Origin of the sequence: Methylovorus glucosotrophus (genome assembly GCF_009858335.1) — a bacterium.
Taxonomy (GTDB): Bacteria; Pseudomonadota; Gammaproteobacteria; order Burkholderiales; family Methylophilaceae; genus Methylovorus; species Methylovorus glucosotrophus.
Map to the genome: position 1 here is coordinate 786,184 of NZ_VMSE01000001.1, position 23,288 is coordinate 809,471.

Sequence of the window (23,288 nt, forward strand, 5' to 3'; positions counted from 1 at the left end):
GGGAGCTTAATTCAACTTTGCTTTTACCCAGCCTTCAACGCTGCTGAGTGCTTGTGGCAATTGGCTGGCGTCGGTGCCGCCTGCCATTGCCATGTCGGGTTTGCCGCCGCCTTTGCCGCCCACTTGCCCGGCGACGAAGTTGACCAGTTCGCCCGCTTTTAGTTTGGCGATCAAGTCAGGCGTTACGCCCGCTGCCAGGCTGACCTTGCCGTCGTTGGCGCTTGCCAGCACGATGGCAGCCGATTTCAGCTTGTCTTTCAGCTTGTCCATCGTCTCGCGCAAGGTGTTGGCGTCTGCGCCTTCCAGCGTGGCTGCTAGCACCTTGATGCCGCCGAGATCCACCGCCTGATTCACCAGATCATCCCCTTGCGAAGAGGCGAGCTTGGATTTGAGACGGGCGAGTTCTTTTTCCAGCGTTTTGACGTTATCCATCAGCTGGCCCAGTTTGGCCGGGACTTCGCTGGCCGGGGCTTTCAGCTCTGCGGCGATCTGACCCAGCAAGGCTTGCTGCTGCTGCATGAGCTTGAGCGCATTTTCGCCCGTGGTGGCTTCCACGCGACGCACGCCTGCGGCCACGCCGCTTTCGCCGGTGATCTTGAACAGGCCGATATCGCCGGTGCGGCTGACATGGGTGCCGCCGCACAGCTCGCGCGAGCTGCCGATATCCAGCACGCGCACTTCATCGCCGTACTTTTCGCCGAACAGCATCATGGCGCCGGTTTTCTGCGCATCCTCAATGCCCATCACGCGGGCCTGGGTGGCTTCATTGGCCAGAATTTCAGCATTGACCAGTGCTTCGACCTGACGGATTTCGTCATCGGTTAAAGGCGCGGTGTGCACGAAGTCGAAGCGGGTTTTTTCGCTATCCACTAGCGAGCCTTTTTGCTGCACGTGGCCGCCCAACACTTCACGCAGCGCTTTGTGCATGAGGTGGGTGGCGGAGTGGTTACGCATGGTGGCAGCGCGGGCGCGGGTGTTGACGCGAGCTTTCAGGCTATCGCCCTTGCTCAGTTTGCCGGTGGTGACCACGCCATGGTGGCCGAACACGCTGGCTTGTACTTTCTGGGTATCTTCCACGCTAAAGATGCCGTCGCTGGCGCGCAGTTCTCCGCTATCGCCCACCTGGCCGCCGGATTCCGCGTAGAACGGTGTGTTGTCCAGCACGACCACGCCAACTTCGCCTTCGCTCAGGCTGTCAACGGCCGCGCCGTCTTTGTACAGCGCCAGCACCAGTGCATCGCTTTCCAGCTTTTCGTAGCCATGGAACTGGGTGGCGGCACCGTCGTATTCCAGGTTGGCGGACATCTTGAACTTGCCAGCGGCACGCGCCTGATCTTTCTGGCGCGCCATGGCGGCGTCAAAGGCGGCGGCATCAACGGTAACGTCGCGCTCGCGACAGACGTCGGCGGTCAGGTCCAGCGGGAAGCCATAGGTGTCGTGCAGCTTGAAGGCGGTTTCGCCATTGAAGGTCTTGCCACCCTTGGCGGCGATGTCGGCCAGTTCGGTTTCCAGAATCGCCATGCCGTTTTCGATGGTTTCAAAGAAGCGGTCTTCTTCCTGCTTCAGGGTATCCATCACGCGAGTCTGGTTGCTCACCAGCTCGGGATAGGCTTCGCCCATTTCGATCACGAGGTCGGGCACCAGCTTGTAGAAGAAGGCAGCCCGCACGCCCAGCTTGTAGCCGTGGCGAATGGCGCGGCGGATGATGCGGCGCAGCACATAGCCTCGACCTTCATTGCCGGGAATCACGCCATCGGCAATCAGGAAGCTGCAGGCGCGGATATGGTCGGCTAATACCTTGAGCGATGGGCTTTCCAGGTCGGTTGTTTTGGTTTCGCGGGCGGCGGCCTTGATCAGTGCCTGGAAGAGATCAATCTCGTAATTGGCATGCACGCCTTGCAGCACGGCGGAGATACGCTCCAGACCCATGCCGGTGTCCACCGATGGCTTGGGCAAGGGATGCATTACGCCTTGCTCATCGCGGTTGAACTGCATGAACACGTTGTTCCAGATTTCGATGAAGCGGTCGCCGTCTTCCTCCGGGCTGCCTGGAGGGCCGCCCCAGATGTGCGCGCCGTGATCATAGAAAATCTCGGTACAGGGGCCGCAGGGGCCGGTGTCGCCCATCATCCAGAAGTTGTCGGAGGCATAGCGCGCGCCTTTGTTATCGCCAATGCGGATCACCTTGTCGGCAGGCACGCCCATTTCCTTGGTCCAGATGTCATAGGCTTCGTCGTCTTCGGCGTAGACCGTGACCAGCAGTTTTTCCTTGGGCAGCTTGTAGACTTCGGTCAACAGCTCCCAGGCATAGGCAATGGCATCGCGCTTGAAGTAATCGCCAAAGCTGAAGTTGCCCAGCATTTCAAAGAAGGTATGGTGGCGGGCGGTGTAGCCAACGTTTTCCAGGTCATTGTGCTTGCCGCCTGCGCGTACGCACTTCTGGCTGCTGGCTGCGCGGGTATAGGGACGCTTGTCAAAACCCAGGAACACATCCTTGAACTGGTTCATGCCCGCATTGGTAAACAGCAGGGTAGGGTCGCCATGCGGCACCAGCGAACTGGATGCCACGACCTGATGCCCCTTGGACGCGAAAAAGTCCAAAAACTGCTGACGTATTTCTTTGCTCTTCATGTTGTGCCTTATGCTTGGCAGCGCACTGCGCTACCTGTCTTCACTGTCTGTTGTTTCGACCTGATTACCCGCGTTGATCACCCGCTTGATCATGTCCATGCTGAAACCGCGGCTCTGCATGAACCTCGCCTGCTTCGCCCATTCTTCGCGGCTGGCTGGCGGCTGCGCAAATTTCTTGCGATAAATCTGCAGCGCATGGCTGAATTCATCCTGCTTTACCTGCTGCATGGCTTCGGCAATCAGCGTGTCATCCACGCCTTTTTGCTTGAGCTCATGCGCAATGCGCATGCTGCCAAACTTCTGCTGGCGCGCGTGTACCACCTGCTCGGTAAAGCGTTGCTCGGATAACCAGCCACGCTGTTTGAAGTCCTGCAGCAGCTGATCCACGTGCTCTTCCAGCTCATCGTCTGGTATTGCGGGCTGCTCAGGGGCATCGGCCTGCGCTACTACATCGGCGTCCGCCGAAAAATCTTCAGCATCTTGCCGGGGGAAACGTCTACTGCCAGGCTGCTGCGGTTTGCGCATCAGCTTGCGCTTCAGTTCCAGCGCTGTATGTTCGCGCCTGGCCAGCAAGGCCAGGGCACGCTCACGCAGCGCGCTTATGGCTTTACTCTTCGCCGTCGTCATCCGGGGCGACGGTCATGGCGGCACCGGCCAGATTGGAATTGGCGCGGATTTTGGCGTCAATTTCATTGGCAATGTCAGCATGCTCGCGCAGGTATTCGCGGGCATTATCCTTGCCCTGACCAATCTTTTCACCCTTGTAGCTGTACCAGGCACCGGATTTTTCAACCAGTTTCAGGTTAACGCCCATCTCGATGATTTCGCCTTCGCGCGAAATGCCTTCGCCGTACAGAATATCGAACTCAGCCTGCTTGAATGGCGGCGCAACTTTGTTCTTGACCACTTTGACGCGGGTTTCGGAGCCAATGACTTCGTCACCCTTCTTGATCGCGCCGGTGCGGCGGATATCCAGGCGAACCGATGCGTAAAACTTCAGGGCGTTACCACCGGTGGTGGTTTCGGGGTTGCCGAACATCACGCCGATCTTCATGCGGATCTGGTTGATGAAAATCACCAGGGTATTGGTGCGCTTGATGTTGGCAGTCAGCTTGCGCAGCGCTTGCGACATCAGGCGGGCTTGCAGACCCATGTGGGAGTCGCCCATTTCGCCTTCGATTTCGGCTTTGGGTGTCAGTGCAGCCACCGAGTCCACCACCACGATATCCACCGAGCCTGAGCGTACCAGCATGTCGGCGATTTCCAGAGCTTGCTCGCCGGTATCCGGTTGCGAGATCAGGAGGTCGGAAACGTTAACGCCGAGCTTTTGGGCATATTGTGGGTCGAGTGCATGTTCGGCATCGATAAAGGCTGCGGTGCCGCCCATTTTTTGCATTTGAGCGATGACAGACAGTGTCAGTGTGGTTTTGCCGGAAGATTCCGGACCGTAGATTTCAATGATGCGGCCGCGAGGCAAGCCGCCAATGCCCAGCGCGATGTCGAGGCCGAGCGAGCCGGTCGATACGGCCTGAATGTCGGCTGCGACATCCGTATCGCCCATGCGCATGATAGAACCTTTGCCGAATTGCTTCTCGATTTGCGAGAGGGCCGCGGCGAGCGCTTTGCTTTTGTTTTCGTCCATGAATCTGCCTTTGTTGGTGTGCCTGATAAAGCCTGTAATTATTTCATAATTCAGTACTTAAGGTAAGCAAAGACGCGCATTGCTATCGCCTTTCCGCTCTTCTGGCTCAAGATAAATGACATGCGTCACTGCCAGCGAACCTCATGCGCAGATTGCGGTCATAGGTACACAACGGTAGGTATAAAAAAATTAAAGTATTGCGTTTTAAAGCTGTAAACAGAATTCGGGGCAAACACGTTTTAAGCATGACTTCCACACCATGGAAGTGATGAGGAGATGAACATGAGATTATTCAAACGCTTGCTGCTGGGGCTGATGCTGACACTGGCTAGCATGGGTGCTGCCCACGCCCACGATTCTTTCAGTATTGGCCTCAACATTGGTGGGCCAGGTTATTACGGTCCGCCGCCCGGGGCTTATTACGCACCCCCTCCAGTGATTTATCGTGCGCCGCCAGTCGTGTATTTTGGCGCACCACCTCCTGTGTACTACCGGCCATATGAGCCTCGGATTTACTACCGGGAATATGACGGTGGCCGCTACCACCATCATGACCGTGGTCGGCATGGTGGCTGGCGCTAAAAAGGGCGGTCTTCGCCCATAAGGTAAAAAAGCGATTGCCTGAAAAGCAGTCGCTTTTTTTTATGCCTGATCCTCAGCTGCTTTTAAGCTTGCATGGGTTGCTTGAGCAGCTGTAGCAGACCTTCGAAAACAGCTTGCACGGCTTGTGCCCGGATTTGCTGGCGATTGCCACTGAAATGACGGGTAGTGCTGACAATATTACCCGGTGTGGCCCAGGCAAAGCACACCATGCCCACCGGCTTGGCCTGCGTGCCGCCGCCCGGACCGGCAATGCCGGTAATCGCCGCTGCTATGTGGGCGCGCCCACGATGTAACGCCCCGTGGGCCATTTCAATTGCCGTCTGTTCGCTTACTGCGCCATAAGTTTCCAGAGTCGCCGGATTAACCCCCAGCATGCTGATTTTTGCCGCGTTGCTGTAAGTGATATGCGCGCTCTCAAACCAGGTTGAGCTGCCTGGGATTTCGGTAATCAGACTGGCGGCCATGCCGCCTGTACAGGACTCCGCCAGCGACAGCAGCAAGCCTTGTTGCTGCAGGGTGTTGCCCAGGCTGCGTGTCAGCTCCAGTAATTCAGTTTTATCCATAAGCCGCCTTGCAAAAAGGCAATGGCATACCCTGCTGCCAGCAAGTCATCCAGCATGACTCCCAGGCCGCCCTTGATATGCCGATCGCTCAGGTTGATGGGGAAGGGTTTCCAGATATCGAACAGACGAAACAGCAGGAACGCGGCGAGCCATGCCTGCCAGCTGAGCGGCGTGAATTCCAGCACCAGCATGAAGGCCGCAATCTCATCCCACACAATGCTGCCGTGATCAGAGGCGCCAAGTGCCTTGCCCGCAATGCCGCAGATATAGATGCCGAGCAGAAACATGCCAGCGAGAACGAGGTAGTGCAGGGGCTCGGCCAGTTGCATCAGGCCGATAAAACAGGGGATGCCAACCAGCGTACCCCAGGTGCCCGGCGCCTTGCGAGGCAGGCCGCTGCCAAAACCCAGCGCCAGGAAGTGCGCTGGGTGTCGCAGCAGAAAATGACGGTCTGGCCAGTGGATCAATCTTTGTTCCTGAATGAGGTGCATGATTGGTCATCATAGCGCATTCATCTCAGGTGCTGCCAACCCTGCTCAGCAATATGACATGGGCGGCCTTATGCCATAGGGCGTCTTCGCAAAGCCACTATTGCCCCAATCAGCATCATCAGCCATGTACTGAGCTCAGGTACCGCGCTGATGGGTTTGAGCAGAAACAATTCGGATTGCCCTGTAAGCGTGTTGTTCATGATCCCGACTATCCACCCCAGCTCATTGATGTCTGTCGCTTTGCTGAGTATCCAGCCACTCGCCAGAATGGCCGGGTCTACCAGCAGGTTAAGGTCCAGCACCTGACCGGCATGAAAAGAGACCGCCCGGTCATTGGAGTCGCCTACCGCGATTCCCGCCTCATTGATTTTATAGGCATTGCTATAGTCGGATGCTCCCAGTGTGCCAAGATCCAGCATGCTGCCGTTTTCCCATAAGGTGGCATGCAGACCGGCTTCGTATTCCGCCTGGCCGATGACCTGTCCGGCGTTATTGATGTCATTGGCTATACTCTGCCAATACGCCACAATATTGTTATCGACATCCGTAATAACCCGATTGTCCAAGAGTTGCATGCCAGAAGCAGACCACGATATTGCCTGGGTCGCGGGGATCTGTTCATGCGTAATGGCTTGGCCAACCGCAACCCCCATATCGTTAAGACCGTGCAGTGTTGCTCTTCCATAATAGGTGGCAGACCCTAATGTGATGCCTTCTGCCAAGGGGTAGGCAAACTCGTGGTTTTCTCCATACCCGACCCAGTGTCCATGGTTGTTGATGTCCGTCAGGGTGCTTCCCCGAGCTGCGCCATCGTCAATGCCAGTGGGGGTGGTGCCATTCCAGACCACCGCACCCATATACATGCCCGTGGTCGTCGATGAGCCTACGGTTTGCCCGAGATTATTAATGCCAGTGACATAGGCATATCCATCCCCGGAGTCAAATGAGCCTAGGGGGTTAAGGTAGCTCCAATTGCCTGACGCACTGCGAACGCCATTGCTGACGGCAATTTCCCCCAAGTCATTGATATACGGGGTGCCATAGGGATTGCTTAAGGAGGGGTTGTAAATCGAGGTGAGGTTGTAACTTGGTGCAGCCTGCAGATTGCTGACGGACGCCAGCAGTCCAATAAGGCCTAGTGCAATTCCAGAAATCACTTTCATGATAAGTCTCCCCGGATAACGCAAGAAACTGATCGTATGCCTGTCTGAAGTTTACGGGTATAGCCCTAATGCACTAATCTTGCTCTAAAAGAATATATCAAACGTAAGGTATTGATTTGTTATGTCAATGGAGTCATTCGAAATGATCAAACCCTGTTTTTTTGATCTCCAGACGCGTGTTATCTGCATCGTAAACATCCACACCTGCCTGAATTCTCGTCTGGCCAATCACGCCCAGGCTTAAGCCCAGCTGCCTGCCTAGTGTGGCAATCTGTTCACGCTTGGCGGATGGCGCGGTAAAGCATAATTCATAATCGTCACCGCCGCCGAGCACAAAGGATTGCACCGCGTTGTCTGCAATATGCTGGCGAGTGATGGGTGAGAGGGGAATATCGGCAAACCGGATATCCGCCCCCAGCCGCGATGCTTGCAGAATATGGCCGAGATCGGCCAGCAAACCATCGGAAATATCAATGGCGCTGTGGGCTAGCTGGCGCAATGCCAACCCGAGTGCTGCGCGAGGCTGTGGCTGATGCAGCGCCATGCTGCATTCGGCCAGCGCATCGGCTGTCAGCGGGTAGTGACCTTGCATGGCGGCGAGCGCCAATGCGGCAGTGCCGAGTGAGCCTGAGACCCAGATGTCATCGCCTGGCTTGGCGCCGCTACGGGTAAGGGCCTGCTGCTGCGGCACGATACCCATGATTTGTACGCTGATGGTGAGCGGGCCGCGGGTGGTATCACCGCCGATCAGCGATACGCCAAAACGGTCTGCGCAATCAAAAAAGCCGCGACTGAATTCTGCCAGCCAGGCCTCCTTGATCTCTGGCAGGGCGATAGCCAGCGTGGCCCAGCGGGCTTCCGCCCCCATGGCGGCCATGTCCGAGATATTGACGGCCAGCGATTTCCAGCCTATGCCGTAAGGGGCGGCATCTGCAAAGAAATGCGTGCCCGCGACCAGCATGTCGGCAGATATGGCGAGTTGATGGCCTGGAGGCACGGCGATCAGGGCGGCATCGTCGCCTATGCCCAGCTCGGTGTGCAACTGTGGGCGCGTAAAGTAGCGGGCGATCAGGTCGAATTCAGGTGTCATGCAGCGGGTGTTCAGGCTTGCGGTTTGATGGCGGATTTGGGGCGAAACGCCTTGACGATGCTTTCTTTGGTTTCGATATACGGTGCACCGATCAGGTCCAGGCAATAAGGCACGGCGGCAAAAATGCCGGGCACCACGGTCTTTCCATCGGCGTCTTTCAGGCCTTCCAGGGTTTCCTGTATGGCTTTGGGCTGGCCGGGCAGGTTGATGATCAGGCTCTGCTTGCGGATAACCGCTACCTGGCGCGAAAGAATGGCGGTGGGCACAAAATGCAGGCTGATTTGCCGCATCTGTTCGCCGAAGCCTGGCATTTCCTTGTCGGCGACAGCCAGGGTGGCTTCAGGCGTCACATCGCGCAGCGCTGGGCCAGTACCGCCGGTGGTGAGCACCAGATCGCAGCCTTCATGGTCGACCAGATCGCGCAGGGTTGCTTCAATCTCGGCTTGCTCATCAGGAATCACGCGTGCCACCGTCTGCCAGGGGGTGATGAGTACATTGTCCAGCCATGCCTTGAGACTGGGGATGCCTTTGTCTTCATACACGCCAGCGGAGGCGCGATCACTCACGGAAACTAAGCCGACAGTAAGGAATTGTTCTGACATAGTGGTTGTCTACGCAATCGTAATAACAAAATCAAGAATGCCATTATCATAACATCAGCCGACATGTGCTTTCGGCTGAACCTCCGAGGAGAGTCACCATGCATTACATCACGAGCCTGTTACTAGCCCTTGCGCTGGTGGGCTGTGCCAGCCAGAAGCCGCAACCGGTGCCGGTGGATAATACCCGTGCCAGCAATGGCAATCCCTATACCGAGACCTATGTCAGCCATCCGCAGCCCGCGACGCTGCTGGCTCCAGATCCAAATGGCCCCAAGCTCTATCTGGGCGATAAAAAAGAGGACGATTACAAGCGCATGCTGGAGCAGGGCTATGACATGCTGGGCTATTCCAGTTTTGAATCCGGTGACGTGGCGCCAGAGCTTGCGACCCAGCAGGCTAAGCAGGTGAAGGCGGATCTGGTGCTGGTTTATACCCAGCTGACTGGCAGCACGCCTGCCAGCATGAAGTTGCAGCAATTGCGCCAGCAGGCTGCGGCCCAAAAAGCAGCAGCGGCAGAACCGAAAGCGGCAGGCGATGCTCCTGCACCCGTGGATGAGGCTAAGCAGCGCTATCATTACTTTGCCTCGTACTGGGTGAAACTGGCCCCGCCATTAATCGGTGTGCATGTGAATGGCCCGGTGGCGCCAGATCAGCCTGGTTTGCCTGTGGTGGCCGTGGTGAAGCAGTCGCCTGCCGACAAGGCTGGGCTAGTGGATGGTGATGTGCTGACCCGTCTGGGGGAAGTCAACCTCGACAAGCCCGAGTCCCTGACGCGCGCCGCCAGACAGTATGCCGGTAAAACCGTCGAGGTGGATTTCCGCCGTAGCGGCAGCCCGGGCAAAGCCATGATCACCCTGAATCAGCGTCCGCAGTAGTGTTTTGCCGTCCGGCACATCCGCTGTGTGCCGGACCTGTTTCGCTTTTTATTCCCATTGGCAGGCACGTTCGTGCATGCTTACAATCCAGCTAACCCCATAACAAAAGCAATAAGCCATGATGGATAAAATCCTCCACGACTACCTGCAACACAAAAGCGAGCCTGTGCGTCTGCTGGCCGATCTGGTGGATCAGATACGCCCGGCACGTGGCGACCACCGCGACCATGCTGCGCATGCCATCCAGGCGCTATGTCATGTGCTGAATCGCGAACCCGAGCTTGCCCAGGCCTTGCATGAAGCCGTGCTGGGCTTGCTGGGCGGCCGTCGCCCGGTCTCGCTGTATGTGGATGCGGGCATTCAGCCCAGCAGCGGATTCTTTACTGAAATGTTCCGGCGCGTGGGCCATAAATTATTGCCCGAAGCCGTAGACCCGCAATATGTGAAAGATGTTTTCGGGCAGATTTTCCGGCGCCGGCAGGATGAGCTGTGGGTCATTGCCGTGCCCGACGAGGTCTGGCTGCAACTGTTGGAAGCCATGCGGTTTGACGAGGCGGATACGCGCCTGCTGGAAGCCTGCAAACGTGGCCTGCTGGATGCCGTGCAGGTGCTTTCCTATCGCCTGTCAGCCTCTGGCCTGGAGCCTGAGCTGATACGCAGTCATCCTGAGCTGGAAAACCATGCTTCGCCCTTCATTATCCAGAATGTGGAGCTGGGCAATTTTCTTGAGGCGCCCGAGGATGACAAAAACGACATACGGCATATTCTGGTCATGCTGGATCAGTGTGGTGAAGTGATCGGCAAGATACGCCGCAATAGCTCGCAAACCGGGACCAGCATTCACCTGACCTTTCTGCTGCAACGCATGACGCAGCAGATACGCCGCCTGGAGCGCCTGTTACGCATTATTGCCAGCCAGCGCGCCGGGGAGAGCGCGAATCTTGAGTTTGTGCATCTGTTGAAAGAGCTGGTCTCCGCCGAGTGCCACAAAAATGATGTGCGCAAGCACTGGCGCGAGAACATGGAGCTGCTGGCCCTGCGCGTGACCGAAAATGCCAGCCGCACCGGCGAGCATTACATCACCAACAATCGCCGTGAATACTATGGCCTGATGCGCTCGGCCATGGGGGCGGGCATTATCATCGCGTTCATGGCGATGCTGAAGATCTTCACCGCGGGCAAACATTATGCCCCGCTGACCGAGGCCATCCTGTTCAGCCTCAATTACGGGCTGGGCTTTGTCATCATTCATATCCTGCACTTTACGGTGGCGACCAAGCAGCCCGCAATGACCGCCGCCGCCATTGCCGCCAGTATTGATGCCAGTGATGGCAAGAGCCGGGAGATGGATAATCTGGTCAATATCATCGCGCAAACCATACGCAGCCAGACCATTGCCATTATCGGCAATGTGTCACTCGCCGTGCCGGTGGCGATGCTGATTGGCTGGGCGATCTATACCCTCACCGGCAGTCATTTTATTCCCCCGGAAAAAGCGCACAAGTTGCTGGCGGATATTCACCCGTGGCACAGCGGCGCGCTGATTTACGCCGGTATCGCCGGGGTTTGCCTGTTCCTCTCTGGGCTGATTGCGGGCTATCACGACAATCTCGCCATCTATAACAAGATCCCGCAACGCCTGAAAGCCCTCGGCTGGTTGCGGGTGTTGCTGGGGCCTGCACGACTGGAGCGTGTGGCGAAGTATGTGGAAAACAACCTGGGGGCGCTGGCGGGTAACTTTTACTTCGGTTGCCTGTTGGGCGGCATGTCAGGTCTGGGCGTCTTGCTGGGCCTGCCGATTGATATTCGGCATATTGCCTTTTCATCCGCGTTTGTCGGCTTCTCGTTTACCGCCCTCGATTTCAATATTACCTGGCAACTGGCTGTCATTGCCGCCGTGAGCGTGTTGCTGATCGGCACGGTCAATCTGCTGGTGAGTTTCAGTCTGGCGCTGTATGTGGCGATGAAGTCGCGTAAGGTGAGCTTTGTGCAATGGCGCCGCTTTCTGGTCACCTTGCTCAAGCGCTTGAACAATGAGCCCGGCAAGTTTTTCCTGCCACCGCCAAGGAGTGAGCCGGAGACGGAATCTGGTCATGGGCATTAATGCCATGTAAAAAAAGCCCGCTGGTTCAAGCGGGCTTTTTTTATGCGGCGATGTGGAGCCTGGGTATGCTGGCTCGTCACTCTTCCGCTTCGTCTTCGGGTTCTTCCTCAGGCGCTGCGCCGGGCGCGGTGACTTCACGCAGCAGTTTGAACAGTTCGCGACTGCTTTTCGGCGGTTTGTTAGCCGCGGCTTCACGGCGGGCATTGCGTATCAGTGTGCGCAATTGCTGGATATCGACTGCCGGGAAATGCGACATGAAGTCTTGCAGCGCGGCTTCTTCTTCGATCAGGCGAGTGCGCCAGCGCTCCAACTGGTGAAAATAGGCAGTTTCGGCGTTGTGCTTGCCCTCCCAGCGTTGCAACTGGTCGATGATGGGGGCGGTATCCACATTGCGCATCAGGCGGCCGATGTATTGCATCTGGCGACGGATCGCGCCATTGGCGGTAATGCGCTTGGCTTCCCGTATCGCATCATTCAGCGCTTCTGGCAGGTCCAGCTTGGCCAGTCTTTCCTTGGGCAGGCTGACCAGCGTCACGCCCAGATCCTGCAGTGCATCCATGGCCGCTTTGCGCTTGGTCTTGCTGAGCGGGCTGTCTTCGATATCCGCCTCGGCGGCGTTGTTTGTCTCATTAGGTTTCATGCTGGGGTATGATAGCAGTTTTTCCCCAAGAGACTTAATGTGAGCGTAACCCACGTTGCCCCAACCACCGGATTCAGTCATACGCTGGATGATCTGCGCGAGATGAGTGCGCGCGTATTGGCACTGGCCAAGGCCGCGGGCGCCAGTGCCGCTGAGGCGGAGGTCAGTTTTGGTGTCGGGCAGAATGTGTCCGTGCGCATGGGCGAGACGGAGACCATTGAGTACAACCGCGATAAAGGCATGTCGGTCACCGTGTATTTTGGCCAGCAAAAAGGCCATGCCAGTACCTCGGACCTGAATCCGCAAGCTTTGCAGGATACCGTGGCGGCAGCCTGCAATATCGCCCGCTACACCGCTAAAGACGAGTTTTGTGGTCTGGCTGACGCGGCGCTGATGGCGCGCGACGTGCCGGATCTGGATCTGCATCATCCCTGGACGATTTCGGTGGATGATGCCGTGCGTTTGGCTACCGAATGTGAAGATGCGGCGCGTGCAGTGGATAAGCGCATTACCAATTCGGAAGGGGCTTCTGTCTCTACCTATGAAGGCCTGTTCTCCTATGCCAATAGCCATGGATTTTCCGGCGGCTACCTGAGTTCACGGCACAGCATCAGTTGCTCGGTGATCGCCGAAGAAGCCGATGCCATGCAGCGTGATTACTGGTACAGCACGGCCCGCAACGCAGATTGGCTCGATAGCCCGAAAAACATTGGCCAACTGGCAGGGGAACGCACCGTGCGTCGCCTGGGCTGCCGCCGCATCAAGACCGCGCAAGTGCCGGTGCTGTTTGATGCCTCGCTGGCATCCGGCCTGATTTCACATCTGATCAGCGCTGTTTCTGGCGGCAGTCTGTATCGCAAGTCATCGTTTTTGCTGGATTCTCTCGGCAAGCCGGTGATGTCATCAATTGTGAATATCAGCGAGCAGCCGCATATTCGCGGCGCACTCGCCAGTGCCCCGTTTGATAACGAAGGCGTTGCCACAAAGTCCCGCATGCTGGTGGAAAACGGTGTGCTGCAGGGCTATGTGCTTTCCAGTTATTCCGCGCGTAAATTAGGCATGCAAACCACAGGTAATGCCGGTGGCAACCATAATCTGCTGGTGAGCCAGCAAGGCAAGCCTGGCGAAGATCTGAATGGCTTGCTGCGCCAAATGGGTACCGGCTTGCTGGTGACCGAGTTGCTAGGGCACGGCATCAATATGGTGACAGGCGATTACTCGCGTGGCGCTGCCGGTTTCTGGGTAGAGAATGGTGTGATTGTTCATCCAGTAGAAGAAATCACCATTGCCGGCAATCTGCGCGATATGTTCATGCAGATCGTAGCCATCGGTAATGATGTGCTGGTGCAGGGCTCCAAGCAGGTTGGCTCTATCCTGATTGAGCAGATGACGGTGGCGGGGGATTAAGCGCAGGTTCTTGCCCGCAAGCAGGGAAAGCAAGTATCCAGACAAACAAAAAGCCCGGCATGCCGGGCTTTTTGCTGGGTCAGATCAGGTCTGACTTATTTCTTGTCGCCATTCACGTTAGGCTGTGGCAGATCATCATCGTCGTCATCGGTTGCGGTGACGTGATCATTGATCTGGTTGGCACGACGTTGCAGGTAGGCATCACGCATGAAGGCGTATGGGTCCAGTGCTGCATCGTCCAGCAAGTCACTCGCTGGCAGATATTGTGAACGCTTGTCGATCAGGTTCAGCAGACGCGCCTGGTTACGTGTGCGTGGATTGTCTACGTAGCTGATCGGATCAAAGGCCACGGTGTCGACGACCAGACCGCCAGTGTCGCGCAGTGTGCTTGGGCCGAGGAAAGGCAGCACCAGATAGGCGCCATTGCCTACACCCCAGTAACCCAGGGTTTGACCGAAGTCTTCAGGGTGACGCTCAATACCGTCTTTGGATGCTACATCAATCAGACCAGCAATACCGAAGGTGCTGTTGATGACGAAGCGGCCAGCTTCGCTCATGGCATTATCAATCTTGAACTGCAACAGATTGTTGATCACGGATACAAAGGTACCCAGGTTGTTGAAGAAGTTGCTTACGCCAGAGCGCACGGGAGATGGCATCACGGCCTTGTATGCCCCTGCGATTGGCTTGATGACGGCTTTGTCAGCGGTGTCGTTGAATTTGTAAACGCCACGATTGAGGCCTTCGAGCGGGTCTTTGTTGGCTTGCGAGGCACAGCCTGATAACAGGGAGGCCAAGACGAGGCTGGCAATGACGGCATATGATTTGGTGCGCATGCGTTGTTCCAAACTGTATGATTGATATTATTGCGTTGGACGACCGGCCCGGGCCGGAAACCACATCGGACTTTAACCGACGGCCTGTGCATTGTCCACTTTTTTGCTGTGCTTCACCAGAGATTCAGTTGCGAAAATCTGACACTGGTGACGAGAATGGTCACTGCACCCCGGGTGATCCTTTTTGCTGGTGAGTGCCGCTCATTATTGTCTATTCAAGGAACCTTGTCGCATGTCATTGATGACCATACAACACTACCTGACGCGCGCCCAGCAGCAGCATGCCGGGGCGACCGGTGAACTGACGCTGATACTTAACGATATTGTCACCAGCTGCAAGCGCGTGGCACAGGCGGTCAATCAGGGGGCCTTGCTGGGCACCATGGGCGACCTCGGCAGCCAGAATGTGCAGGGTGAAGTACAAAAAGCGCTGGATGTGATTGCCAACACGATTTTCCTGGAAAGTAATCAGGCAAGTGGATTGCTGGCTGGCATGGCCTCCGAAGAGATGGACGATCCATACCTGATGCCGGAGGGAGTACATGGCCGGTATTTGTTGCTGTTTGATCCCCTGGATGGCTCATCGAATGTGAACGTCAATATTTCAGTGGGCTCCATTTTTTCGGTATTGCGTTGCCCGGAAGGCGTCGTCCAGCCGCAACTGGCAGACTTTTTGCAGCCCGGTGTGCAGCAGGTATGCGCGGGCTATGCCTTGTATGGTTCTTCTACCATGCTGGTGATCACGACCGGGAGTGGGGTGGATGGGTTTACGCTGGATCATGGCACTGGTGAATTCATGCTGACGCATCCGCAAATGCGGATAGCTGATGATAGCCGCGAATTTGCCATCAATATGTCCAACCAGCGCCATTGGCCGCCCGCCATCAAGCGGTATGTAGACGAGTGCGTGCAGGGTGCCAGCGGGCCACGCGGTGTGGATTTCAATATGCGCTGGGTAGCGTCCATGGTGGCTGAGGTGCACCGTATTCTGTTGCGCGGCGGCATTTTCATGTACCCCATGGACAATAAAAATGCCGCACAGGGCGGCAGGTTACGGTTGCTCTATGAGGCCAACCCCATGGCGATGCTGGTGGAGCAGGCTGGTGGCTTGGCCAGCACAGGACGCCAGCGTTTGCTGGAGCTTGTGCCGCATGCCTTGCACCAGCGCGTGTCGGTGATTCTGGGCTCGCGCCATGAGGTTGAGCGTGTGCAGGACTATTTCAGCGCCGAGTAACAAAAGCACCGGCGTACGATTTAGTGCTCGGTCTCGTCGTCGTAATCATCCTCGACTTCTTCGTCGTCTTCATCATCGTCCAGCAGGGGTTGAATGTCGTCCAGATAAAGACCGCTGCCGCCGTTATAGCTTTCGACTTCTTTGTCGGTAAATTGCAGCACCTCGGTGGCGACATGTTCAGAGAATACCTGTTCAATGTTTTCGAACAGCTCTTCCACAAACTCGCTGAAGGTGGTGTCGGTATCGTTGACTTCATAGGCGTTATCAAAGGCTTGCTGCACCAGTTCGGTAAAACGGTCGGCAATGGCTTCAATGGCGGCTTGATTGTGTGACATAAAGACTCCTGTAGGTTTACGAATGTTGTCTGAATGACTCTGGAAAGCGCGCTTTGTTCAGAAGCTTTTGACGCAGCCCATGCTAACATGCGGCATCATCCCGGCACAGGAGTTGTTGTGTGAGCGAAATACTCTCTGCTACCAGCCGTCATGCCACGCAGGTAAGGCGCAAGGTGTTCATGACCGGCCTGCTAGGTGCCCTGGCGGGTTTGTTGTTCGGACTCGATATCGGGGTGATTTCCGGTGCGCTGCCGTTTATTGCCCGCGAGTTTGATGTGCCCGACCAGGTGCAGGAATGGATCGTCAGTTCCATGATGTTTGGCGCCGCCTTCGGCGCATTGGCTGCGGGCTGGTTATCCTACCGTCTCGGGCGAAAATATTCCCTGTTGCTGGGCGCATTGCTGTTTGTGGTGGGCTCGTTGTTATGCGCGCTCGCCTGGGGGCCAGTTCCGCTGATACTGGCGCGCGTGCTGCTGGGGCTGGCGGTGGGTATTGCCTCGTTTACCGCGCCTTTGTATTTGTCCGAAATCGCGCCTGGCAAGGTGCGCGGCTCCATGATCTCGCTTTATCAGCTCATGATCACGCTCGGCATTCTGCTGGCCTTTCTTTCCAATACCTTCTTCAGTTATAGCGGCGCATGGCGCTGGATGCTGGGCATTATTGCCATCCCGGCCGTGATTCTCTTTTTCGGGGTTTTATTGCTGCCGCGCAGTCCGCGCTGGCTCATGCTGCGCGGACGTGAAGCGCATGCCCGCCGCGTCTTGCAGCAGTTGCGTGTCAATGAAACCGAGGTTGAACACGAGCTGGATGAAATCCGCCAGCAGCTCGCGCAAAAACAGCAGGGCTGGGGCTTGTTCTTTGCCAACCGGCACGTGCGCCGGGCCGTATATCTTGGCATGCTGTTGCAGATCATGCAGCAGTTGACCGGCATGAATGTGGTCATGTACTACGCGCCGCGCATTTTTGACCTGGCGGGTTTTAACGACCCGGTGGCCCAGATGTGGGGCACGGTGATTGTGGGGCTTACCAATGTGCTGGCCACTTTTATTGCCATTGCGCTGGTGGACCGCTGGGGTCGCAAACCGGTGCTTTATGTCGGCTTTTTGACCATGGGCCTGGGCATAGGCGTGCTGGGCCTGCTGATGCATATCGGCATAGATAGCCAGGCGCAGCAGATGGCGGCGGTGGCGATGCTGCTGATCTTTATCACCGGCTTTGCCATGTCTGCCGGTCCGCTGGTCTGGGTGTTGTGTTCCGAGATACAGCCCTTGCGCGGCCGTGATTTTGGTATTGCCGTGTCCACCTTCACCAACTGGATTGCCAATATGGTGGTTGGTGCGACCTTCCTCACCATGCTCAATGTGCTGGGCAGTGCCCATACCTTCTGGTTCTACGCCGGGTGCAATCTGCTGTTTATTTTGCTGACTCTGCTGCTGGTGCCGGAAACGCGTGGCGTATCGCTGGAGCGCATCGAGCGCAATCTCTTCAGTGGAAAATCGTTGCGCTCGCTGGGCGATTAACGCTCAGGCGCTTGGGTGGCAGAGGCGTTTTTGTATAGCGCCAGCGCTTTTTCACGCTGCACGCTATGCTCTACCACAGGCGCGGGATAGTCTTTGCCGATGACCAAGCCCAGACTCTGCTGGCGCAAGGGTGGCATCAACCACGGCGCGTGAATTTCCTTCTCGTGGCAGGCTGCCAATTCCGGTACATATTTGCGGATGAATTTGCCCTGCGCATCAAATTTTTCGGATTGCGTGACGGGGTTGAAAATGCGGAACCAGGGCTGGGCATCGCAGCCGGTCGAGGCCGCCCACTGCCAGCCGCCATTATTCGCAGCAAGATCAAAGTCAATCAATCGTTCGGCAAAATAACGTTCGCCCCAGCGCCAGTCGATCAGCAGATCCTTGACCAGAAAGCTGGCGGTGACCATGCGCAGGCGATTGTGCATGTAGCCGGTCTGGTTGAGCTGGCGCATGGCGGCATCCACTAGCGGATAACCGGTGCGGCCTTCGCACCATGCATCGAACAGTGCCTGCTGGTTGGGGAAGGCAATCGCATCAAATTCCAGCTTGAAAGCCCGGCCAGCGGCTACCTGTGGATGGTGATGCAATACCTGGAAATAAAAATCGCGCCAGATCAGTTCATTCAGCCAGGTTTCCGCGCCCGCATTGTGTTGTTGCCAGGCGGTGCGCGCCAGATGGCGGATGGACACCGTGCCAAAGCGCAAATGCACCGATAGATACGAAGGGCCTTTGACGGCGGGAAAATCCCGCGCGTCCTTGTAGCGGGCCATGCGCTCCTGAAATTCCGCAAACAGCTGCTGGCCGCCGGACATGCCGGTGGGTAATTTCATCTCCGCCAGATTGGTACGGGCAAAGCCCATGGATTCCAGAGTCGGCATGTCCGTTTTGTCAGCAGCGGCCAGATGCTGACGATAGCGATCTACCGGATAGGCTTGCAGATAAAAGTCATTGAGCTTTTTCAGGTGGGCATTTTTGTAGGGGGTGAATACGCCATAAGGTTTGCCTGCCTGCGTCAGCACCTCATCCTGTTCAAAAATCACCTGATCCTTGTACTGATGAAACGCAATATCGTGGCTGGCGAGCTTGGCTGCTACCTCGGCATCGCGCGCGACGGCATCAGGCTCATAGTCGCGATTGCTGTAAACCGCGCTGGCCTTGAGTTTAACGGCCAATGCCGGGATGGCTTCTTTGGCACAGGCATGCAGCACAATAAGATCCCCGCCTTGTGATCGCAGGGCCTGTTGCAACTCACGTACGCTTTCCCAGATAAACTCGACCCGGCGGTCGGCGCGGTCTGGCAGGGCATCCAGAATGTCGGTATCAAACACAAAGGCGCAATAGACATGCGTATGCGCTTTCAGGGCATGGTAGAGCGCGGCGTGGTCAAAGTCGCGCAAGTCGCGGCGAAACCAGACCAGGGCGTAGGACGAGGTTGTCATAAGGAGAGTGCCCGCTATTCGCGGTGGTAAGGATGATGCTGAATGACTGTCCAGGCGCGATAAAGTTGCTCGGCCAGCAATACGCGCACCATGCCATGAGGCAGGGTAAGTTTGGACAAGCCCCACAACCAGTCGGCACGCGATTTGACGCTGGCATGCAAACCGTCGGCGCCGCCAATGACCAGGGCAATATCCCGCCCGCTGGTCAGCCAGGTTTCCATGCGGGCAGCGAGCTGCACCGTGGTCACTTCCTGGCCGCGCTCATCGAGGGCGATCAGATAGTCTTTGCCCACGGCTTCCAGAATGCGCTTGGCTTCCGCTTCCTGCACTACCTCGGCATTTTTGCCAGAGGCGCGCTTGTCAGGCTTGATTTCAACAATCTCGACACTTGCTTCGCGCGGCATGCGCTTCAGGTATTCACTGCAGGCTGTTTCAACCCAGTCGGGCATTTTGTGGCCGACCGAGAGAATACGCAGTTTCAAGGGGAAAGACTCAGGCGTTGCTGGCCTGGGAGGCGGAACGACGGCTCTCGGTTTCGCCCCAGAGCTGTTCCAGATTGTAGTAGGCGCGGGCGGTCGGGATCATGATGTGAACGACGATATCGTCCAGATCAACCAGCACCCATTCGCCTTCTTTTTCGCCTTCGGTACCACGCAGTGGCACGCCTTTTTCGCGCAGCTTTTCACGCACGTTATCTGCAACCGCTTTGGCCTGGCGCGTGGAATTGGCGCTGGCGACGATCATGTAATTGGTCATGGAGGTCAGCTTGCGCACGTCCATCACGGTGATATCAAAGGCTTTGATATCTTCCAGCGCGTCGATGACGGCCAGTTTCATTGCTTCTAGTTCTAACATTCAGGCGGCCTGTGAAGATACTTGTACGGGGATTGCCTGACGCTGGTCCTTGATGCGGTTTTGCGCATCAACATACACCAGCTGGGGCTTGAATTTTTCCAGCTCAACTTCGCTGTACGTGGCATAGGTCGCAATGATCAGCAAATCGCCAGGGCTTGCCTTGCGTGCAGCTGCGCCATTGACCGAGATCACGCCCGAGTTGCGCTCGGCACGAATGGCATAGGTGGTGAAGCGCTCGCCATTGTTGACGTTGTAAATGTCGATCTGCTGGTACTCGCGAATATCGGCGGCGTCGAGCAATGCCTCGTCAATCGCACAGGAGCCCTCATAGTCCAGCTCCGAGTGCGTCACGCGCACACGGTGCAATTTGGATTTGAGCATGGTTCTTTGCATGGTTGGTCTGGGTTTGTTCAATTCGGCCGATCATTATAAGGTAAACAACACGCTGAATAAACGAAGTTTTTAGCGCGGCGCCGACAAACGCGGCCTTGCCCCTGATGATCGCCGCATCATGAATGGCGCGGATGCCGCCTTGCAGGAGGGCTAGGGCTTGCTGCCCAGTTTTTCAGATAGGCCTGCGGATTGCGCGGATATAAATTTTTCCACGCGCCTGGTATAGGGGTTTTCCAGGCCAAGTTGACCATTGATCTCGCCATGGTTGAGATTCTGCTCCAGCACCTCAACGCGCACCCCGAGTTCCTGCGCCCGGCGCTGATAGCCATAGGCCTGTTCGCAGGGGTTGTCCCGACGCTGGGTGGAGCATACGGCAAGCAGGGGAAGTGACTGCTGGGTGAGCTGCTGCAGCGGGGAGGTGGCACGCCAGTAGTTGGCGTCTTTGCCAAAGGCCTGGTCATAAAAACGTGGGTGACGGCGCTGCATGATGGTGGGGACATCCAGTGCGGCACTATCCAGCGAGATGGTTGCCAGCCAGGGCTTGGCGCCGAAGGCGGTGGCGATGGACGGCTGTGATGAAAGCAGGCTCACCAGGTGCGCGCCTGCGGAATGGCCCATCAGAATGAGCTGGCCGGAATCACCTTTCCAGCCGGGCGCTTTTTGCTGGATCACCGAGAGGGCGAGGGCGGCATCCTCAGCTTGTGCCAGGGGCGCAGTGTCGGGCAGCATGCGGTAGTTGAGCGAGACGAGGATGATGCCTTTGGGAACCCAGCGGGCTATTTTGTTGGTGACTACCTTGCTGTGGGTTTTGTCGCCTATGCGCCAGGCGCCGCCGTGCACCATGACAATGATCGGGGCTTGAGCAGTGGGCGCCTGCGCGGATGGCGGCGGCAGATACACATCCATTTTTTGCAGCTTGTCCGGGCCGTAGGCAATGTCGGCCAGTAGCTTTACGCCTGCGGGAAGTGCTGTGCTGCCGTCTGCGGCATCTTCCTCTTCCATCTCGCTGCTGCGGGCATCGGCGCGCTTGTTGATCAGGTCGCGCAGGGGGCCTGCCTCCGCCATATGGCTGAGCAAGAGCAGACTGCTTAAAACCAATGCCAGCAAACGCATGGTGAGCTCCCGGGTGAGAGGGTTAGCGCGACCAGCCCGCTTTGGCCGCGGCCGGCTGCGATACATCAAGCCTGGTGGCTTGCGCCAAATTCCAGATTGTCGATCAGCCGCGTTTTGCCCAGGCGGGCCGCGGCCAGTGCGACCAGCTGGGTATCCTTGGCGGTAGCAGGCTGCAGGGTAGATGCAGCACGCACCTCAATATAATCAACGATCCAGCCGAGCTGCGTCAAATACTGGCGCGTCTGCTCGCAGATGGCGGGGTAATCATGATTGCCTTTCTGGATAGCCTGCTTTACCAGCTGCAATGCAGCATGCAGGCGCTTGGCCTCTTGCCGTTGCGCCGGGCTGAGGTAGCCATTGCGTGAGCTCATGGCCAGGCCATCGGCCTCGCGCACGGTATCGCCGCCGATGATGCTGATTGGTAGATTGAATTGCTGCACCAGCTCGCGAATGACGCTGAGCTGCTGGTAATCTTTTTTACCGAATATGGCGACTTGCGGCTGTACCAGATTAAAGAGCTTCATCACCACGGTGGCGACCCCGGAAAAATGGCCGGGGCGGCTGGCACCACAGAGGCTGTCGGCGATAGGCGGGGCGCTGATGGTCATGGTTTGCGCGGTGGGGTACATCTCGCTGACCGAGGGCGCGAACACGACATCGACACCGGCCGCTTGCAGCCGGGCGCAATCCTGCTCCAGCGTGCGTGGGTAGTTGTCCAGATCTTCGTTGGGGCCAAACTGCAGCGGATTGACGAAAATACTGACGACCACACAGTCGCCATGTTGGCGCGCCAGGTTGACCAGATGGATGTGCCCATCATGCAGATTGCCCATGGTGGGCACAAAGCTGATGCGGGTTTCGCCAGCGAGGCGGGCGCGGAGTTCGGTAACGCTGTGTAGGATGTCCATAAATGCTCGATGGAGAATGGCCAGGCTTAGTAAGCGTGGGCCACGGAGGGGAATTCGCCGGATTTGACCGCCTGCACGTAACGGCTAACGGCTTCCTGAATGCTGGTGCTTTCCTGCAGAAAATTGCGCACGAAACGCGGCGATTTGAAGCTGCCCGGATCTTTGTCAGCCGGTCCGGTGTAAATGCCCAGCAGATCCTGAATCACCAGCACCTGGCCGCTACAGTCCGCACCTGCGCCTATGCCTATGGTGGGCGCGGCAATGCGCCGGGTAATTTCGGCAGCCAGCGCGGCGGGCACCATTTCCATCAATACCAGGCATACACCTGCTGCGCTCATGGCCTCGGCATCCGCCATGATCTGGCTGGCGCTATCTTCGGTTTTGCCTTGAATCTTGTAGCCGCCCAGCTGCTTGACAGATTGCGGGGTGAAGCCCAGATGCGCACACACCGGTATGCCATGCGCGACCAGATGGCGGGCTGTCGCCACCATGTGGCCGCCGCCTTCGATCTTGACGATATGGGCACCCGCGGCGATCAATTGTCTGGCGTTATCCAGCGCTTCTTCGGGGCTACTTTCATAGCTGCCATATGGCATGTCGGTCATGATCAGGGTGTGGCGGCTACCGGCGGCTACGCTGCGGGTGTGGTAGACCATATCCTGCATGCTCACGCTCAGGGTATCGGTTGCGCCTTGCAATACCATGCCCAGTGAATCGCCGACCAGCAGCACATCCACGCCAGCGGCTTCCATCAGCTTGGCAAAGCTGGCGTCATAGCAGGTCAGCATGGCGATTTTTTCGCCGCGCGCTGCCATGGTCTGTAAATCGTGTACGGTCACGC

General features: G+C 57.1%; 24 protein-coding genes. 6 read left to right on the plus strand and 18 right to left on the minus strand.

The features are described 5' to 3' along the window. Nucleotides 1–6 precede the first annotated feature (6 nt). The 3 genes from alaS to recA are packed head-to-tail and all read right to left on the minus strand — an operon-like array spanning nucleotide 7 to nucleotide 4,273. Nucleotides 7–2,631, minus strand: a complete 2,625-nt coding sequence (gene alaS / locus FNL37_RS03675) for an alanine--tRNA ligase (RefSeq protein ID WP_159355171.1) — start codon at nucleotides 2,629–2,631, stop codon at nucleotides 7–9. A 30-nt stretch (nucleotides 2,632–2,661) separates the two neighbouring features. Beyond that, entirely contained in the window at nucleotides 2,662–3,258 is a 597-nt protein-coding gene (locus tag FNL37_RS03680) for a regulatory protein RecX (RefSeq protein WP_159355172.1), read from the minus strand. After that, a complete protein-coding gene (recA, locus tag FNL37_RS03685; RefSeq protein ID WP_013442912.1) occupies nucleotides 3,239–4,273 on the minus strand; it encodes a recombinase RecA in 1,035 nt (344 codons plus the stop codon). Before recA ends, FNL37_RS03680 begins: the two co-directional genes overlap by 20 nt. Nucleotides 4,274–4,555: 282 nt before the next feature. Here recA and FNL37_RS03690 point away from each other — a divergent pair, with 282 nt between their 5' ends. Continuing rightward, nucleotides 4,556–4,855, plus strand: coding sequence for a hypothetical protein (locus FNL37_RS03690; protein WP_244948192.1), 300 nt, complete (start codon nucleotides 4,556–4,558; stop codon nucleotides 4,853–4,855). An 83-nt stretch (nucleotides 4,856–4,938) separates the two neighbouring features. Here the strand turns inward: FNL37_RS03690 and FNL37_RS03695 are convergent, their stop codons facing one another. The 5 genes from FNL37_RS03695 to mog form a co-directional block, all read right to left on the minus strand. Then, nucleotides 4,939–5,439, minus strand: coding sequence for a CinA family protein (locus FNL37_RS03695; RefSeq protein ID WP_015830755.1), 501 nt, complete (start codon nucleotides 5,437–5,439; stop codon nucleotides 4,939–4,941). Further along, entirely contained in the window at nucleotides 5,412–5,930 is a 519-nt protein-coding gene (locus FNL37_RS03700; RefSeq protein WP_159355174.1) for a phosphatidylglycerophosphatase A family protein, read from the minus strand. The genes FNL37_RS03695 and FNL37_RS03700 overlap by 28 nt, the downstream gene beginning before the upstream one ends. A 68-nt stretch (nucleotides 5,931–5,998) precedes the next feature. Next, nucleotides 5,999–7,093 carry a hypothetical protein gene (locus FNL37_RS03705; RefSeq protein WP_159355175.1) on the minus strand — a complete coding sequence of 365 codons (1,095 nt, stop codon included), beginning with the start codon at nucleotides 7,091–7,093 and terminating at the stop codon, nucleotides 5,999–6,001. Nucleotides 7,094–7,226: 133 nt separating this feature from the next. Next, nucleotides 7,227–8,183, minus strand: a complete 957-nt coding sequence (gene thiL / locus FNL37_RS03710) for a thiamine-phosphate kinase (RefSeq protein ID WP_159355176.1) — start codon at nucleotides 8,181–8,183, stop codon at nucleotides 7,227–7,229. Nucleotides 8,184–8,194: 11 nt separating this feature from the next. Further along, nucleotides 8,195–8,785 (minus strand): molybdopterin adenylyltransferase, encoded by a 591-nt coding sequence (gene mog / locus FNL37_RS03715; protein WP_159355177.1) that lies wholly within the window; start codon nucleotides 8,783–8,785, stop codon nucleotides 8,195–8,197. Nucleotides 8,786–8,883: 98 nt separating this feature from the next. On the opposite strand from mog, the gene FNL37_RS03720 reads away from it, so the two are divergent. Further along, nucleotides 8,884–9,660 (plus strand): PDZ domain-containing protein, encoded by a 777-nt coding sequence (locus tag FNL37_RS03720; RefSeq protein ID WP_159355178.1) that lies wholly within the window; start codon nucleotides 8,884–8,886, stop codon nucleotides 9,658–9,660. 118 nt (nucleotides 9,661–9,778) lie between these two features. Beyond that, on the plus strand, nucleotides 9,779–11,764 hold the full coding sequence (locus FNL37_RS03725; RefSeq protein ID WP_159355179.1) for a site-specific recombinase: 1,986 nt from the start codon (nucleotides 9,779–9,781) through the stop codon (nucleotides 11,762–11,764). 76 nt (nucleotides 11,765–11,840) lie between these two features. On the opposite strand, the gene yjgA is transcribed toward FNL37_RS03725, so the two are convergent. Continuing rightward, the gene (gene yjgA / locus FNL37_RS03730; protein ID WP_159355180.1) at nucleotides 11,841–12,404 is read right to left on the minus strand and encodes a ribosome biogenesis factor YjgA; all 564 of its coding nucleotides are present in this window, start codon (nucleotides 12,402–12,404) and stop codon (nucleotides 11,841–11,843) included. A gap of 39 nt (nucleotides 12,405–12,443) precedes the next feature. Here yjgA and pmbA point away from each other — a divergent pair, with 39 nt between their 5' ends. Then, nucleotides 12,444–13,811, plus strand: coding sequence for a metalloprotease PmbA (pmbA, locus tag FNL37_RS03735; protein WP_159355181.1), 1,368 nt, complete (start codon nucleotides 12,444–12,446; stop codon nucleotides 13,809–13,811). A 95-nt stretch (nucleotides 13,812–13,906) separates the two neighbouring features. Here the strand turns inward: pmbA and FNL37_RS03740 are convergent, their stop codons facing one another. After that, nucleotides 13,907–14,647 (minus strand): MlaA family lipoprotein, encoded by a 741-nt coding sequence (locus FNL37_RS03740; RefSeq protein WP_013442901.1) that lies wholly within the window; start codon nucleotides 14,645–14,647, stop codon nucleotides 13,907–13,909. Between the two features lie 232 nt (nucleotides 14,648–14,879). Here FNL37_RS03740 and FNL37_RS03745 point away from each other — a divergent pair, with 232 nt between their 5' ends. Beyond that, nucleotides 14,880–15,881 (plus strand): class 1 fructose-bisphosphatase, encoded by a 1,002-nt coding sequence (locus FNL37_RS03745; protein ID WP_159355182.1) that lies wholly within the window; start codon nucleotides 14,880–14,882, stop codon nucleotides 15,879–15,881. A gap of 20 nt (nucleotides 15,882–15,901) precedes the next feature. Here FNL37_RS03745 and FNL37_RS03750 read toward each other — a convergent pair whose 3' ends face one another. Beyond that, the gene (locus tag FNL37_RS03750; RefSeq protein ID WP_013442899.1) at nucleotides 15,902–16,216 is read right to left on the minus strand and encodes a hypothetical protein; all 315 of its coding nucleotides are present in this window, start codon (nucleotides 16,214–16,216) and stop codon (nucleotides 15,902–15,904) included. 119 nt (nucleotides 16,217–16,335) lie between these two features. On the opposite strand from FNL37_RS03750, the gene FNL37_RS03755 reads away from it, so the two are divergent. Further along, nucleotides 16,336–17,736 carry a sugar porter family MFS transporter gene (locus tag FNL37_RS03755; protein WP_159355183.1) on the plus strand — a complete coding sequence of 467 codons (1,401 nt, stop codon included), beginning with the start codon at nucleotides 16,336–16,338 and terminating at the stop codon, nucleotides 17,734–17,736. Here the strand turns inward: FNL37_RS03755 and FNL37_RS03760 are convergent. The 7 genes from FNL37_RS03760 to panB all read right to left on the minus strand — a co-directional run bounded on the left by FNL37_RS03760 (nucleotide 17,733) and on the right by panB (nucleotide 23,286). Then, the gene (locus FNL37_RS03760; protein WP_159355184.1) at nucleotides 17,733–19,178 is read right to left on the minus strand and encodes a cryptochrome/photolyase family protein; all 1,446 of its coding nucleotides are present in this window, start codon (nucleotides 19,176–19,178) and stop codon (nucleotides 17,733–17,735) included. The genes FNL37_RS03755 and FNL37_RS03760 overlap by 4 nt on opposite strands. Before the next feature lie 14 nt (nucleotides 19,179–19,192). Beyond that, entirely contained in the window at nucleotides 19,193–19,660 is a 468-nt protein-coding gene (rlmH, locus tag FNL37_RS03765; RefSeq protein ID WP_159355185.1) for a 23S rRNA (pseudouridine(1915)-N(3))-methyltransferase RlmH, read from the minus strand. Between the two features lie 10 nt (nucleotides 19,661–19,670). Then, nucleotides 19,671–20,033: a ribosome silencing factor gene (gene rsfS / locus FNL37_RS03770; RefSeq protein ID WP_015830743.1), complete on the minus strand. Its 363-nt coding sequence runs from the start codon at nucleotides 20,031–20,033 to the stop codon at nucleotides 19,671–19,673. Beyond that, the gene (panD, locus tag FNL37_RS03775) at nucleotides 20,034–20,426 is read right to left on the minus strand and encodes an aspartate 1-decarboxylase (RefSeq protein ID WP_015830742.1); all 393 of its coding nucleotides are present in this window, start codon (nucleotides 20,424–20,426) and stop codon (nucleotides 20,034–20,036) included. Nucleotides 20,427–20,576: 150 nt separating this feature from the next. Further along, nucleotides 20,577–21,539 carry an alpha/beta hydrolase gene (locus FNL37_RS03780; RefSeq protein ID WP_244948193.1) on the minus strand — a complete coding sequence of 321 codons (963 nt, stop codon included), beginning with the start codon at nucleotides 21,537–21,539 and terminating at the stop codon, nucleotides 20,577–20,579. A gap of 65 nt (nucleotides 21,540–21,604) precedes the next feature. Then, nucleotides 21,605–22,447 (minus strand): pantoate--beta-alanine ligase, encoded by an 843-nt coding sequence (panC, locus tag FNL37_RS03785; RefSeq protein ID WP_159355186.1) that lies wholly within the window; start codon nucleotides 22,445–22,447, stop codon nucleotides 21,605–21,607. 26 nt (nucleotides 22,448–22,473) lie between these two features. Next, a complete protein-coding gene (gene panB, locus FNL37_RS03790) occupies nucleotides 22,474–23,286 on the minus strand; it encodes a 3-methyl-2-oxobutanoate hydroxymethyltransferase (protein ID WP_159355187.1) in 813 nt (270 codons plus the stop codon). Between the last annotated feature and the right edge of the window lie 2 nt (nucleotides 23,287–23,288).